Genomic DNA, 15,060 nt, shown 5'->3' with positions numbered 1-15,060 from the left:
TAGCCGTAAGTTCAAACTATGCACTTAACAGCCAAACTGCGTAAGGTGGTGGTCAATATGCTTATAGAACATGTTGTTCCATTCGGTAATGGTTAAGGGACCAAATGAATGCGACCCGCGGCCATCAAAAGCTTTTTCGCCCAGTTGCTGTGTTTTTTGGATGTAGGCTATCAACCGGGCTTTTTCGGTATTGAAATCCCTTTCATCGGTAATAAGAAATGCAGGCGCGGTGGGGTTGTTGTGTTTATATGGAGTTTCACTCACCACTTTATTTTTAACCATCATTTTCAGGATCAGTTTCATGAAGGCACCGGGCCTGGGGTGCTTATCTTCATACACCATTTCGTACGTTACACAGCAGTGCGCCAACATTTGTGCAACGTTCATTTTACCCCATCCGGGTGAGGTTTGAGGCGTAAGTTTGTTAAGCCGGCTGATCACATCATCAGCTACCTGTACAGTAAAAATATTGGGTAAGGCCATGAGGGAAAGATAGGTATTTTTATGCAGAGATGCATCATATGCGTGTGTAGTTAAGCAGGAAAAATCTGCAAGGCGGGAGGTGTACGTGATGCATCTCTACAGAGAAATTCCCGAATTTAATTCCAGTCATCAAAAAAAATAAAAAATATTTTTTTTCATTTTGTCCAATCTGCCAGGCATGGTTGTCATTGGGTTTTAACAACATAAATTTTAAACAAAATGGAACAGAGAATCAGCATGTGGGAAAAAGGACAAAATGCCTTAAAACCATTATTCGGTATTAACACATATCTTAAAAAATCCCCCCTTGAGCTATCCCTTCGTGAGCTGGTAAATTTCAGGGTATCGCAGATCAATAAATGCGCTTATTGCCTTGACATGCATTATAAAGATGCACGTGCCAAAGGCGAAACCGAACAACGCTTATATGGCCTGAGTGCGTGGGAAGAATCACCTTATTATACCGATCGTGAAAGAGCAGCCTTTGCCTGGGCCGAAGCCGTTACCGCCTGCCATGTAACCGACGAAGTGTACAACATAGCCAAGGCGCAGTTCAGCGATGAAGAACTGATAGACCTTACGTTGTCCGTTACCACCATTAACACCTGGAACCGCATCAACCTATCGTTTCCGAATACTCCGGGTACATACCAGGTTGGCCAGTTTGAATAAACAGCTTATATTAACAACATTAAAACATAGCCTTATGAATGAGTTTTTGTTAGTGATCCACAGGGATCTGAAAAGTAAAGATGCCAGTCCCTCGCCGGAGCAAATGCAGGCAGCCATAAAACCCTTCCAGGATTGGATAGGCGGCATCGCGGCCCAAAACAAACTGGTTGGCGCTCCCAAACGCTGGGATGGAGATGGCCGGACAATTAAGCAAAATACCGTGATTAATGGCCCCTATGCCGAAATTAAGGAATCGATAGGCGGCTTGTTCATCATCAGGGCCGAAGATTATGATGAGGCTGTTGAAATTGCCAAAGACTGCCCGATATTGCAATGGGGAGCTACAGTTGAAGTACGGATGGCTGTACCTGCCGTATAAAATAAAATGCCTTTGTACTTTTGCAAAGGCATTTTTATTTTAACCTATGCAACCCAAAGAACTTTTACCTCACCTGTTCCGCACCGAGTACCGGAAAATTGCTGCAGTGCTTTGCCGCCTTTTTGGCATTGAACATATTGAAATTGCCGAAGATATTGTGAGCGATACTTTCCTTTCGGCCACCGAAAACTGGGGTTTGAAAGGCTTACCTGATAACCCGACTGCATGGCTTTATACTGTTGCAAAAAATAAAACTAAAAACTACCTGAAGCGGGACACCATTTTTAAGCAAAAGCTTTTGCCCCAAATAAAATATACTACCGATAGTACAGGCGAGATGGAGATAGACCTGTCTGCCAAAAACATAGCTGATAGTCAGCTGGCTATGATCTTTACGGTTTGCAACCCGGTTATTTCGGCCGAATCGCAGGTGGCGCTTGCTCTTAACCTGCTTTGCGGCTTTGGCATACAGGAAATTACCGATGCTTTTTTAGCAAATAAGGAGGTGATATACAAACGGATAAACCGGGCGAAGGAAAAGCTGAAGGAGGCGGGGATCCAGATTCAACAGCCAAGCCTGAGCGAGATCGGCAACCGGTTGGAAACTGTTTTAACAACCATTTACCTGCTGTTTTCTGAAGGATATTACTCAATCTCCCAAAACGTTACCCTCCGTCGTGATCTTTGTGCCGAAGCAATGCGGCTTAATTACCTGCTTATTGAAAACCGGAGCACCAACACTCCTGCGGTAAATGCCCTGTTTGCCCTGATGTGTTTCCATGCCTCGCGGTTTGAGGCCCGCAGCAATGATAATGGTGAAATGATCCTCTATGAAGACCAGGATGAATCACTTTGGGATAGGGATCTCATTAATAAAGGCATCCATTACCTAAACCAGGCTTCAACCGGATCCTCAATAACTAAATATCACCTCGAAGCCTGCATTGCTTACTGGCATACCATTAAGGAAGATACCGCCGAAAAATGGGAGAATATATTACAACTATACAATAACCTGCTCATGTTGGAGTATTCGCCCATCGCGGCGCTGAACCGGACATTTGCCCTTGCCAAAACCAATGGAAAACCTGTGGCAATAGCCGAAGCCGAGAAGCTGAACCTGATCAATAACCACTTTTATTATTCACTGCTGGGCAACCTGTATACCGGTGTGGATAATCAAAAAGCCTTACAGCACTACGAAACTGCCATGAACCTGGCAACATCTGTAAATGACAAGGCAACCATGGAGGGGAATATTGAGCGGTTGAAAAATTTTGATTAACTTAAGGATAAACAGGTCGCAATAAGAACTTTGAACTATACCTTCTATTAGCCCGGAATAAAAGCAATCTTATCAACCCAATCAAAAAAATTCCCTTCTTAAAAATTTGGATAATAAAACTTAAATCACTTATCTTCGTTAATTACCAAAACGCAAGACTATGTAAGCAGAGGGCTTACATAGTCTTGTTTGCTTTTATAAGCATTGCGTCCTTTCTTAAAACAGGGAAGGGCGGTTTTTTTTGGTTAATCAACAGTAATAATATTAATTAATTTTTGCGTTATGGCAGAGGTATCATACTATACCAAAGATGGTTTAGAGAAATTAAAAGAAGAACTACAGAGATTAAAAACAACCGGCCGTGCCGATATATCAAAAGCTATTGCTGAGGCACGTGACAAAGGCGATCTGTCGGAAAATGCCGAATACGATGCGGCTAAAGAGGCACAGGGCTTGCATGAGGCCAAAATAGCCCAGATGCAGGAAACGCTGGCTAATGCGCGCCTGCTTGATGAATCAAAACTTGACGTTTCAAAGGTGCTTGCATTGTCAATAGTAAAGATCAAAAACCTGAAAAACGGTGCTACCATGAGCTACCAGCTGGTATCAGAGAGCGAAGCCGATCTTAAAACAGGTAAAATCTCGGTAGCATCGCCAATAGCTAAGGGCCTGCTTGGCAAAAAGGTTGGCGAAAAAACAGAGATCACTGTACCTGCTGGTAAAATTGAATTCGAGATCCTGGAAATAAGCCGATAGTTGATTAGGTGAGTGGTTGATTGGGAGAGTGGTTTTATCCGGCTTCCCAAATCAATTACCCACCTGATTTTACTATTAAATACAATCACTCACCCAATTAACGTAATCAACCACTCACTATCCATGACCATCTTTTCAAAAATAGTTGCAGGCGAGATCCCCGCTTATAAGGTGGCCGAGAACGATGAATTTTTGGCTTTTTTAGATATTTTTCCGCTTACGGAAGGTCACCTGCTGGTGATCCCTAAAAAGGAGGTTGATTATCTTTTTGATTTGGATGACGAAACTTATACGGGGCTGCAGCTATTTGCCAAAAAAGTAGCCCTCGGTTTAAAAAAGGCTGTTCCCTGCCCCCGGGTTGGTGTAGCTGTTATGGGGCTTGACGTACCTCATGCGCATATCCATCTTATACCGATGAATGATATGAGCAGCATTAACTTTTCGCTCCCTAAACAAAAATTCACACCCGAACAATTTAACGCTACAGCCGAAAAAATCAGGCAGGCAATAGGTTAATAATTGGAATGAGGTTATATAACCCATTACCTTTATACAAGGCAATTAATAATCAAGCTATTAGCTTTTATATAATACAAACAAAAAGGCCGCATCATGATATAAATGATGCGGCCTTTTTTGTTTAGGCAATAGCGGTAGTTGGGCTATTGCGCTGTGTAATATAAAAGTGAGGCTGGGATATCGCAATCTGATGCTCGTCAAACGCTTTTTTAATAAGCTCCTGTGCTCCAAAAAACACAGTCCAGTAATCATGTGCTTTTGCATAAGGACAAATACCAATGGCGATTTTACCTGCATTTATTTTTGAAACATTAACAACCGGGGCCGGGTCCTGCAAAACAAGCGGATGCTTAAGGCAGGCATTAGTGGCTATCTGGCGTATAATATCCATATCGTTTTGAGGCTCAATCTCCAATGAGATATCAACGCGGATATTGCCATGCCTGCTGTAATTCACAACAGTGTTATTTGATACTGCGCCATTTGCCAGGATCACCGTTTTATTATCGGGTGTAAGTAAAATGGTGTTAAAGATCTGTATTTCTATAACCGCGCCGCTCTGTCCCTGCGATTCGATGATGTCGCCTACTTTAAAGGGCTTAAATACCAATATCAACACACCGCCTGCAAAGTTGGCCAGCGACCCCTGCAATGCCAGCCCTACGGCCAAACCAAGTGCGCCAATAATAGCAACAAATGAGGTAGTTTGTATGCCCAGCATACCTGCAACAGTTATCAATAATAACACACGCAGGCCAGCCATCAGCAGGCTGCTGAAAAACGATTGCAGCGATACATCAATTTTGCCTTTTTTCATCGATGTATTAAACAGGCGGCCCAGCCAGTTAATAAGATAAAGGCCGATAACAAATGCAAGCAGGGCACTTAATAAATTAAGCCCGAAGGTGCTGATCCAGGTAAGAAACATGTTAGTGTAAACAGTTACATTTTCCATAATTAAGAAGCTTTAGGGTTTATTATTATAAATTTATTTGGTTTCTGTTATTTGATGATTGAATAGCTGTTTTAAATACAGCTTTGTTAATATACACAAAAAAGGAGTTAACCAACTTTTAAATAAAAGATTAACAAGTATTTAACAGTATATATTTATGATAATAAATCTGCTTTTAGTCAGCTGTTTTAATTAATTCTAAAACAGGGTTTATTATTTGTAAAATGAAAAAGGTTCAGGTTAATTGATTTTCCGGACAAGGCATAATCATAAAAGCCGAACGATGTTGTGGTTAATGATTGCTGCCTTGGAGCAAAAGAGGAGACGGCGTTTTTTTTCTACAAACAGGTAGCCTCTAAGAGGCAGCATCTCTGGTTTACTAATAATCATTTACCAGAAAAGGATGCTTGCGATCTGGTTTTCGGAGATTAGCTTTCCTTTACCCTGTTAGGGGCTACCTGTTTATAGGGAAACAAGCGAAAATACTTTGTCTGTATAGGTTACCCAAACCATGTAGCCTGGTTTGTTAATTTTCTTTGATGGTCATCTCAGGCATATCCAAATATAACATTTGAATATGCCACTGGCAACTTTGCCTTTAAAACTCTACGTGTGCCCTTAATGAAAGTACATTTACCGGCCCCCTATCCTTATTATAGGCGGGGTTCAGCAAAAACTGGTAACCGGGTGTAAGCCAGAATTTCTTTTGATATGCGTTTATTTTATAATCGAGCTCGGCAATAAACTCGGTGCCGTAGTTAAGCCTGCCATCGCCGATGATAAAACCGTAACCTCCGGCTGCAAGGTAATCGCGGTGAGCGTTTGAGATACCATTGGCTACAAAAGCCAGGCCCAGTTCGTCGTCATCGCGGCTCCATGAACTGCCTTTAAGTACACCGCCAAAACTCAATGAGCGGTCAATCTCGGTAAAATACCATGTTTGGGTTTTACCATTATTATAACTCAATTTGGCAAATACCCCAAAATCTTTGGTCAGGTACTGGTCGGCACTGATGCCGAAACCATATTTATGCCTGCCATAAGCTTGCGTAGTGTCAACATTGGGCGCAACAGGGCTTTGTGCAAGCGCCAGTCGATAATCGCCCATTTTGCCGTTGTTACGGAAGCCTAAGATCCTGAACGTGCCTTTTTGTCCATTAAGTGTATAGCGTTTTTCGTATTCCAACGTCTGGGTATTGGCCTTACCAATTTTTTGATCCCAGATGGCGCCGTTGGCAGTGGTGGTTGACATGGTAAAGGCAAAGCGCAGTGTCCAGTTTGGCTGCCCCAATTCGGTATGGACACCCATCACATACCCGCGGGTATTGGCGGGATAATCCCATGCGCCGTTATCCATTAAGCTCCAGTTCATGAACTGCGTACGCGGATCGTGGCTAAATTCATTGCCGTCATAAAAATCGGCCATACCAAATTTACCTACAGTAACCGAAAAGTAACGCTTGCTTTTTAAACCGGCCAACTGGTTGGCGTCATCGCTGATGGTGTCTTTATCCTTGCCCCATTCAAAGTTTTGGGTAAAATACAGGCGGGCTATATAGATTTTTGGCTCCGCGCCGCCTACACGAAAAGTTTCGCCATTAGGGAAACCGGCCGCACCCAGTGTTTTGCTCAAGCCCGAACCGCCAGAAAGTTCGGGGTTAAAATAGGCTTCGGCGCCTTTCCAGAGCCTTGCGCCGCCAAAAAGCGTGGTGGTAATTGAGCTTTGTGTTTCTTCTTTGGTAAGTAAACTGTTATCGCCGTTATAATCGGCATGAAACGATGGTTTGTACTGGGTAATTACCGTTTGCTGGAAATGGAAATTGAACCGCTGGCGCTTAACAGTATCCTGCCCCAAAGCAGCGGCAGTAATTAACACGGGTATTATAGTAAGTATAAGTTTTTTCATGGGCTGTCAATTTTGGCGCAAAAGTAAGCTTTCGCGTTAACTTGAACCACATTCGTCAAAAAACTGTTTTAAATAATCTTCCATAAAAGTGTGCCTTTGTTCGGCAAGCGCTTTACCGGCAGGCGTATTCATTTTATCCTTAAGTAATAATAGCTTTTCGTAAAAGTGATTAATGGTTGGAGCGGTGGTGTTTTTATATTCCTCCCTGGTCATGTTAAGGTTTGGCGGTATTTCGGGATTGTATAATTCGCGGCCTTTAAAACCTCCATAGGTAAAGGCGCGGGCAATACCGATGGCCCCAATAGCGTCCAGCCTGTCGGCATCCTGTACTACTGCCAGCTCGGGCGAATGAAAGGACAGTTTATCAAAGCTGGCCTTAAACGACATATGCCTGATGATTTGCTGCACATGCTCAATAACACCGGCATCAACATTCATACTTTGCAGGTAATTGCCGGCAGTACGCGGGCCAATCTCTTCATCGCCGTTATGAAACTTACTATCGGCAATGTCATGCAGCAGGGCAGCAAGCTCAACTATAAGCTGATCGGTTTGTTCTGTTTTATTGATGAGTTTTGCGTTTGTCCAAACGCGGTGAATGTGCCACCAGTCATGGCCGCCTTCGGCATCCCTAAGCGTATTGCGCACAAAATTTACAGTGGCTTCAATGAGTTTATTATGTTCCATCTTTTGCAAAGATACTAAGCAAAAGACAGAACAATGGGGGTTGTATATAAAACGTTAAGCAGCGACTATTTTTTCTGTATTGATGAGTTCGGCAACTTCAATCTCCAAAATAGCAGCAATCTGAAAAAGCCTTTCAACGGTTATTTTTGTATAGCCTAACTCAATTTTGCTATACGCGTTTTGTGATATACCCAGCTTGGCTGCAAGGTACTCCTGGGTGTAATTCAGTCCTTCCCTTGTATGCCTTATATTAGCAGCGATGGCCTTGATCTTGAAGTTTAGCATATCTTTCATCCATTTACATATTAATTCATCTATACTAACGAAAATATTGGGGTTATGGATTTCAGAATTTCATTTTTTTTTAATGACAATCAACTGAAAAGCTGATATTTTATATTTTTTTAATTAAAAATCAACACCCCAGTGTAACAGCAAGCATAAATACACAGATTTTAACAACTATATTAATTAATAATAAAGACCAAAAAAAAGCGACAGACCATAAGATCTGCCGCCTCCATATACTTTTTATTTTTAAAAAAACTACTCGCCTAAATCGTAATTAACAATTACTGTGGGCAATAAAGTAGCCGTTTCAAGCGGTACCTGGTTATAAGATATAATTGGCTTGCGTTTGCTGTAATAATCAAATGCTGCCTTTATAGTTGCGTTACTTGTATTTGCCGGCGTATTAAAGTTGATGGAAAACGGCAAAATAAAATCATGCAGTTTTTCATGATCGGGGATGATCCATTTATGGTTTGATTTTTTTAATGCCTCAATTATAGGTATTACCAGTATGGCATCATCCGCATAATAAACAATTATTTTTTTGATCACTCCCTTTTCATCAGCAGTAAACTTAAACACGGCTGTTCCGCTTGCTTTCTTTTTAATGATTTCTGGTGATACAACAAGGCTGTCTTTAAAAAACCGGTTCATGATAGGGCTGCCGCCCTGAAATGGAAATGCTAATTGTGTTTGTGCCTTAACCAGTACTGATGATAAAATAAGTGCTATAAATAATAGGATCTTTTTCATTTAATTTTCTTCTTTCGGTTCGCGTTTGCTGCCCAGGTACAATTCATACTCAAACAGGCGGCAATCAAGCTTACCATTATAAAATTCAATTTTACGGGCTGCCTTTAAGCCTATCTTTTTGGCCAGGTCAGGATTGCCCGTAAAAACATAACCATTATAACCGAGGCATTTCTTTTTCAAAAAATCGCCTATCCGTTTATAGGTGATCTCCAGTTTAGTGTGCACACCCAAACGCTCGCCGTATTCAGGGTTAAACATTACCACACCAGTTTCTGCCGGAACCTCAGTATCTTCAAAATCACAAACGGCAAAATCGATCAAATGTTCTACACCGGCAGTTCTGGCATTTTTGCGGGCGATGTCAACCGCGTCCTCAGAAATATCGGTGGCGATGATCTTAAAGCCGGTTTCCTTTTTTGCTTTATCTTTTAAATTGCGCCGTTCGGTAAAAAATACGGTTTCATCGTAACCCAGTATGTGCATAAAGCCGTAATTCATCCTGAACAAGCCGGGAGATTTATCAGTGGCCAGCAATGCCGCTTCAATAGCGAGGGTGCCCGAACCGCACATGGGGTTAATGAACGTGCTTTTCATATCCCATTTGGTAGCCATGATGGTTGATGCCGCCAAAGCCTCCAGCATCGGTGCCTTGCCGGGTATTTTACGGTAGCTGTGCTTGGCCAGGGTTTCGCCCGATGTATCCAGGAAAATTTCGGCGCGGTCATCCTGCCAGTAAAGGTGTACGAGGGTTTTATTGACCTCGGGGCCCGAATCCGGCCGGATGCCTTTGATAGATTTGATCCTGTCGGCAATGGCGTCCTTTACCTTTACGTTGGCAAACAGCGGGGTAAGGATGTGCTCGTTATTTACATTTGATGATACCGAGAAATAGCCGGTGAAATCAATCAGCTTTTCCCATTCAATGGTTACCAGCTCATCGTAAAGCTCTTTCGGGTCGCGGGCGGTAAAGGTTTTTAACGAATACAGGATCTGGCTTGCGCAGCGCAGGTTCAAATTAAGCGGAATGGTATCTGTAACGGTACCTTTTAGTTCGACCCCTGTGGGAAAAACGCGGACCGGCTCAAAGCCTAAAGCTTCAACTTCCCGTTGCAGGTAGGTTGAAAGCCTTTTGTTACATGTAATTATGATTTTACTTTCGGTGTGGAAAACTTGCATATTAATTCGGTAAAATTAAGAATTAAAAAGCCCCTATTTTAATTTCTTAACTATTAACTTTACATTTTAAATTATTTGAAGACTAATTATGGAAGTTAAAGGTAAGGTACATGAAGTGTCGGCCACTCAGCAAGTAACCGATTCACTTAAAAAACGCGAACTTATACTTGAATATATTGAGAACCCTCAATACCCTGAATATTTAAAGTTTGAAGCTATACAGGATCGTTGCAATTTGTTGGATAACGTAAAGGTTGGAGATGATGTAGAGGTTTCTTTTAACCTTAAAGGCAGGCCGTGGACAGATAAAATGGGAAAAAAAAGCTATTTTAATTCATTACAGTTATGGAGGGTTACCCCGCTGGCGGCTGCCAACAACGCCCCTGCTGCGCCGCAGTATGCAGCTCCCTCAGCTGATATCAGCTCATCAGCCGATGATGACGATCTGCCATTCTAAAATAGAAAAAAGCGTGAGTGAAATATTTCAAAAGGCCCTGTTAAAGGGTCTTTTGTTGTTTATAAGCTTCCCGTTATTAAACCCGTGGCCTTAAATGGGTATCTCTGTAATTGATACAATAAAATATTAAGCAGCAGAGTTTTAAATTGAATGTACATTTGTTAAATTTTGTTAAATGCAATTTTTGTGTGCGGATTTAGGATAATTTTGTTTGTTAACAAATGAAGAAAAGGAGCATAGGTTTAATTATTGGCTTAATGAGCTTTGCGCTGTTGGGCGTAATGGCTATGCAATTTTATTTTCTGAGGCAATCATACCAGATGCAGTCCGATTCGTTCGACCGCCAGGTGAGGGAGGCTATGAACAATGTGGTAGATAAAGTTACCCGCCAGGATGCAAATAACTTTTTGAAAACCAAAACCCAGCAAGCTGCCATCAGCACCGATAATGAAGAACAGGGTATCAGCACAATAAAAGTAGCGGGCATACCAAAAGCAAACAAACATCCATCTGCCCGCGAAAAACGGATTGCTTTACTGCGCGATAGTTTGCAGCGCATGATCCAGCGTAAAAAAATGGATGATGAGCTTAACGGCTTACTGCAAACAGAGGGTACGGTTGATTTTAAAGTACGTGTTGAAGAATATACTGACGAGTTTGGTGTAGTACATGAACAACTTACGCCCGAGATAGTGCATACCCGTATTACCCGCAGGGTAGGTCGCCCTAAAAAACTTCATAAGTACGATACCTTGAGGTACGTGTACGTCGACCCTCAGTTTGGCAAACAAATGATCTCCGTACCGCGCATTAATCCCTTGTGGGTACAGGAACAAACCCGTAAGCAAAAGGAGCGGCAGGTTCAGCAGATAAAAAAAATGCTGGAGACCGATTCGCTTGAAAAGGTTAACAGTTTGAGCAATAAGCCAACTGTTATCGAAAACCTGGCCGAAGAATACCGTAAATCAGGCGAACCGTTGAATAAACGGATCAACCCGTTCTGGATAGATTCGTTACTGCGTTTTGAGCTTCATAATAAAGGCATTTTCCTGCCTTTCAGCTATGAGGTTACAACGGCCAACAGCGACTCGCTGATATTTTCAAATGCCAGTGACAGCCAGGGCGAAAAGTTGCCTGTTTTTGTTGCAGCAAACACTTATCAAACGCCCATTTTTACCAAAGAGGTGATCAATGACCCCGGGAAGATCAGGCTCTCATTTCCGCAAAAAAACTCATTGATATTAAGCAATATGACCGCCACTATGGCTACAACCGGCGGTCTTACCATGGTGCTGATCCTCTGCTTTGGTTACACTATCTTTTCGATATTGAGGCAGAAAAAGATCTCAGAAATGAAGATAGATTTCATCAACAACATGACCCACGAGTTTAAAACCCCGGTATCAACCATCATGATAGCCAGTGAAGCTTTAAGGGATAATGAAATTGCCGAAGATAAAAGCAGGGTAGCCCGCTTAGCCAACATCATTTTTGAAGAGAATGCCCGTTTAGGCAGCCATATCGAGCGCGTATTAAACATTGCCCGCATTGAACGCAATGATTTTAAACTGGATAAAAAACCGGTTGATGTAAATGAGATGGTTACCATAGTGCTTGACAGCATGGCGCTCAAACTGCAAAAATGCAATGCTAAAACCACACTGCACCTTGATGCCGAAAATGCCTATATCATTGCCGATGAACTGCATTTTTCGAACGTGTTGTATAACCTGGTTGATAACGCCATTAAATACAGCAACGAAGCGCCTGATATAACGATAAGCACATTTGTTAAAAGCGGGCAAATTGTTATTAAAGTAGCCGATAAAGGTATAGGCATGAGCCGCGACCAGCAATCAAAAATATTTGAACAGTTTTATCGCATACCTACCGGCAATGTACACAACGTTAAAGGTTTTGGCCTGGGCTTAAGCTATGTTAATACCATAGTAAAACGCCTGAATGGCACCATAAGCGTGAAATCAGAAAAAGAGAAGGGCTCGGAGTTTGAGCTGAAGTTTGCGATAGCATAAAAGGAGTCCGAAAGTCGGGATGTCCAAAGTCCGAAAGATGGAGGAGGCTTCCCGGATATAATTAAAATTAACTTCCGGACTTGCCGACCTCGGACTTCCGGACTTAAAAACAACATGAAAAAAATACTACTGGTTGAAGACGATGCCAATTTGGGCCTGTTGCTACAGGACTACCTGCAATTGAAAGGTAAGTTTGATGTTGTTTTATGTAAGGATGGCGAAGAGGGCTTACGCGCCTTTACCAAACAAACATATGACCTGCTGATACTGGATGTGATGATGCCTAAAAAGGACGGTTTCACGCTTGGCAAAGACATCCGCAAGATCAATGCCCAGGTACCTATTATTTTTGCTACAGCCAAAGGCATGATCGAAGATAAAACCCAGGCCTTTAATTTGGGGGGAGATGATTATATTACCAAGCCCTTTCGCATTGAGGAGTTACTGCTTCGTATAAATGCGTTGTTAAAACGTACGGATAATATCGGTAAAAAGGAAGAGGAGAAACAAACCTCCTTTAAAATTGGGAAATATACGTTTGATTATACCACTCAGATGATCATGACATCAGAAAACCAGCAAAAGCTATCTACCAAAGAGGCCGAGCTACTGCGTTTGTTGTGTGTGCATAAAAACGAGGTGCTTACCCGCGAAGAAGCCCTGCTGAACATCTGGCACGATGATAATTATTTTAACGGCCGTAGTATGGATGTATTTCTGAGCAAAATTCGTAAGTATTTGAAAGATGACCCTAACGTGGAGATCATCAACGTGCATGGCCGGGGATATAAGCTGCTGATCAACTGATCTGAGGATTTAATTTTTGTTTTGAAACAATTGGAATAATATAAGCGCAAAGTGGCAACCCACACACCTGCTATGCAACATATACAACATGTTGGTCTTATATGATCTGATTTTATGGGTTGATTAAACCCGGGCTTTTCATTAATGTGCTGCAAACTTCATCCACACAAAATATCCTACCCAAAGCAGGATATTGGAATAAACGCCAGCCAGCAGGTCATCCATCATTACACCTAAACCGCCACCGAGATCTTCCATCTTGCGTACGCCAAGTGGTTTCACAATGTCAAAAAAGCGGAACAACACCAAGCCTGCTAAAAGGAAATAAAAATTAGGGGGAATAAAAAGCATAGCTATCAGCATGCCGGCAACCTCATCAATTACCACCCGCGAGCTGTCTTCGCCCCAGTCGGGTTCAACCTTGTTACCTACAAATACACCAAGCGCGGTAATCAATACGGTAATGGCCAGCAGGTACCAGGGGTTTTGCAAAGCCGGGCTTTGCCATAGCAGCCAGATAAAGCCGCAGGTAACAATGGCAGCATAAGTACCCCCGCCTTTCAAAAACCCTATGCCAAAAATGGATGCTATTGTTTTATTTAAGAACATTTGTTTTGTTACTAATCAATCGTTTTTAATTGCTCTGAAAGAGCAAAGTTCTTGTTCCCCTCTTCAGGGCAGGGCTGTTGCATTCTAATTTAATAGTTGTTTCAACCTGTTGATATCGTTGCAAACAAGCCTTTGTGCTTGTGCGAGATTTGGGTAATCATTTATCCTAAATACATTAATAACTATGTTTCTGAACACAGAAGTATTTTCAGGCGCATTGGATGTTCTAATTCGTGAAGCGTCTTCGTTAAATGTCACGTCCTTTACCCAATGAAGACTGTTTTCTATACTCCAATGGCTTTTAATACCATGGCAGAATGTTTGCGCATTACCGATTAAGCTACTGATGAAAAAGGCGTATTCTTCCCGGATACGTCCTTTTTCTTTTACCCAGCGATGCACTTTAATAAGTTGGCTTACCCCAGCCCATGTGTTACTGATTTCCTCTGTTCCCGGGTACACCCAAACTGTTCTACGTTCTATTCGCCCTTTGTTTTTCAACAACTCAACAAACTTACTACAAACCATTGCCTCGTCCGATGTAATGGTTTCGATCTTTTTGTAAAGGTTCTTTTGATTCTTCTTCACACCTATTATATAATTGTTATCTGTATCAATAATAGCCTCTACCGTTTTTTTTGACAATGTAATGCGTCAAGTGTAAACGTTACCCCCTGTAATCCTAAACTGGAAATAAGCTGCTGAACTACAGAGATTTCACTTTGTTTTGAGTTGTCAACTAAACCATGGCCAACGACTTGATTACTCCTGCTACTATACAAGCTTACCAGGCTTACAAATCGTTGTTTGTCAAGAGAATAATCGCTCATCGTCCCTTTCATTGCCTTACCATCTATATGTAGCCATTCATTTTTAGACAAATCAATATGCTGACTGGCCCATTTATGGAAACTCTCATTTAAGCTGTTAAAGTCTAAATCTTGTATTACACGTCTTATAGTATAAAAGCTTGGAAGGCGGGCTTTATTAGGCTGAAAGAAGGCCAAAAGATCGACTTCATTCCGCTTTATAAAATCACCCATCGAACGATAGCCATGATAACCGCTCATTGTACTCATTAACACAAGCAACAGAATGAAAGTCTGGTCATGGCGCTGGCCTGCCTTTCGCCTTATATCCGGTAACTCTGATAAATACGCTAATATGCTCTTATCCATCCTAACTTTTTTGACCTCAAGTTAACTTATAATATTTAGAATGCAACAGCCCTGCTCTTCAGGGGGGGCGCGCAGGATAAGAGCGATAGCAGGGGTGTGTTTATGCGATTAGAA

General features: G+C 42.0%; 16 protein-coding genes and 1 pseudogene. 8 read left to right on the top strand and 9 right to left on the bottom strand.

What is annotated here, in order from left to right; all coding sequences use genetic code 11:
- Nucleotides 1–24: 24 nt before the first annotated feature.
- Nucleotides 25–483 carry a DUF1569 domain-containing protein gene (locus tag SNE26_RS26550; protein WP_321556861.1) on the bottom strand — a complete coding sequence of 153 codons (459 nt, stop codon included), beginning with the start codon at nt 481–483 and terminating at the stop codon, nt 25–27.
- Between the two features lie 219 nt (nt 484–702).
- On the opposite strand from SNE26_RS26550, the gene SNE26_RS26545 reads away from it, so the two are divergent.
- The 5 genes from SNE26_RS26545 (at nt 703) to SNE26_RS26525 (ending at nt 4,091) form a co-directional block, all read left to right on the top strand.
- Entirely contained in the window at nt 703–1,155 is a 453-nt protein-coding gene (locus tag SNE26_RS26545; RefSeq protein WP_321556860.1) for a carboxymuconolactone decarboxylase family protein, read from the top strand.
- A gap of 34 nt (nt 1,156–1,189) precedes the next feature.
- On the top strand, nt 1,190–1,534 hold the full coding sequence (locus SNE26_RS26540) for a YciI family protein (protein WP_321556859.1): 345 nt from the start codon (nt 1,190–1,192) through the stop codon (nt 1,532–1,534).
- 46 nt (nt 1,535–1,580) lie between these two features.
- The gene (locus SNE26_RS26535; RefSeq protein ID WP_321556858.1) at nt 1,581–2,819 is read left to right on the top strand and encodes a DUF6596 domain-containing protein; all 1,239 of its coding nucleotides are present in this window, start codon (nt 1,581–1,583) and stop codon (nt 2,817–2,819) included.
- Nucleotides 2,820–3,101: 282 nt separating this feature from the next.
- Nucleotides 3,102–3,575 (top strand): transcription elongation factor GreA, encoded by a 474-nt coding sequence (greA, locus tag SNE26_RS26530; protein ID WP_090530524.1) that lies wholly within the window; start codon nt 3,102–3,104, stop codon nt 3,573–3,575.
- Between the two features lie 123 nt (nt 3,576–3,698).
- The gene (locus SNE26_RS26525) at nt 3,699–4,091 is read left to right on the top strand and encodes an HIT family protein (RefSeq protein ID WP_321556857.1); all 393 of its coding nucleotides are present in this window, start codon (nt 3,699–3,701) and stop codon (nt 4,089–4,091) included.
- Between the two features lie 124 nt (nt 4,092–4,215).
- On the opposite strand, the gene SNE26_RS26520 is transcribed toward SNE26_RS26525, so the two are convergent.
- From SNE26_RS26520 to SNE26_RS26495, 6 genes are all read right to left on the bottom strand, one after another.
- Nucleotides 4,216–5,049, bottom strand: a complete 834-nt coding sequence (locus tag SNE26_RS26520) for a mechanosensitive ion channel domain-containing protein (protein WP_321556856.1) — start codon at nt 5,047–5,049, stop codon at nt 4,216–4,218.
- A gap of 598 nt (nt 5,050–5,647) precedes the next feature.
- Nucleotides 5,648–6,955 carry a carbohydrate porin gene (locus tag SNE26_RS26515; protein ID WP_321556855.1) on the bottom strand — a complete coding sequence of 436 codons (1,308 nt, stop codon included), beginning with the start codon at nt 6,953–6,955 and terminating at the stop codon, nt 5,648–5,650.
- Between the two features lie 36 nt (nt 6,956–6,991).
- Nucleotides 6,992–7,642 (bottom strand): HD domain-containing protein, encoded by a 651-nt coding sequence (locus SNE26_RS26510; protein WP_321556854.1) that lies wholly within the window; start codon nt 7,640–7,642, stop codon nt 6,992–6,994.
- A gap of 54 nt (nt 7,643–7,696) precedes the next feature.
- Complete coding sequence (locus tag SNE26_RS26505) at nt 7,697–7,936, bottom strand: helix-turn-helix transcriptional regulator (protein ID WP_321556853.1); 240 nt, start codon at nt 7,934–7,936, stop codon at nt 7,697–7,699.
- A gap of 252 nt (nt 7,937–8,188) precedes the next feature.
- The gene (locus SNE26_RS26500; protein WP_321556852.1) at nt 8,189–8,686 is read right to left on the bottom strand and encodes a hypothetical protein; all 498 of its coding nucleotides are present in this window, start codon (nt 8,684–8,686) and stop codon (nt 8,189–8,191) included.
- On the bottom strand, nt 8,687–9,862 hold the full coding sequence (locus SNE26_RS26495; RefSeq protein WP_321556851.1) for a THUMP domain-containing protein: 1,176 nt from the start codon (nt 9,860–9,862) through the stop codon (nt 8,687–8,689).
- Nucleotides 9,863–9,950: 88 nt separating this feature from the next.
- Here SNE26_RS26495 and SNE26_RS26490 point away from each other — a divergent pair, with 88 nt between their 5' ends.
- The 3 genes from SNE26_RS26490 (at nt 9,951) to SNE26_RS26480 (ending at nt 13,159) form a co-directional block, all read left to right on the top strand.
- The gene (locus tag SNE26_RS26490; protein ID WP_321556850.1) at nt 9,951–10,319 is read left to right on the top strand and encodes a DUF3127 domain-containing protein; all 369 of its coding nucleotides are present in this window, start codon (nt 9,951–9,953) and stop codon (nt 10,317–10,319) included.
- Between the two features lie 221 nt (nt 10,320–10,540).
- Nucleotides 10,541–12,352: a HAMP domain-containing sensor histidine kinase gene (locus tag SNE26_RS26485; protein WP_321556849.1), complete on the top strand. Its 1,812-nt coding sequence runs from the start codon at nt 10,541–10,543 to the stop codon at nt 12,350–12,352.
- A gap of 114 nt (nt 12,353–12,466) precedes the next feature.
- On the top strand, nt 12,467–13,159 hold the full coding sequence (locus tag SNE26_RS26480) for a response regulator transcription factor (protein WP_321556848.1): 693 nt from the start codon (nt 12,467–12,469) through the stop codon (nt 13,157–13,159).
- A 141-nt stretch (nt 13,160–13,300) separates the two neighbouring features.
- On the opposite strand, the gene SNE26_RS26475 is transcribed toward SNE26_RS26480, so the two are convergent.
- Together SNE26_RS26475 and SNE26_RS26470 are read right to left on the bottom strand one after the other, a co-directional pair.
- Nucleotides 13,301–13,768, bottom strand: a complete 468-nt coding sequence (locus SNE26_RS26475; RefSeq protein WP_321556847.1) for a phosphatidylglycerophosphatase A — start codon at nt 13,766–13,768, stop codon at nt 13,301–13,303.
- A gap of 84 nt (nt 13,769–13,852) precedes the next feature.
- Nucleotides 13,853–14,946: pseudogene (locus SNE26_RS26470) on the bottom strand (ISAs1 family transposase).
- Between the last annotated feature and the right edge of the window lie 114 nt (nt 14,947–15,060).

This window comes from Mucilaginibacter sp. cycad4 (assembly GCF_034263275.1).
In the GTDB taxonomy this organism is placed as follows: Bacteria; Bacteroidota; Bacteroidia; order Sphingobacteriales; family Sphingobacteriaceae; genus Mucilaginibacter.
This window is presented reverse-complemented; position numbering and strand designations above follow the sequence as displayed.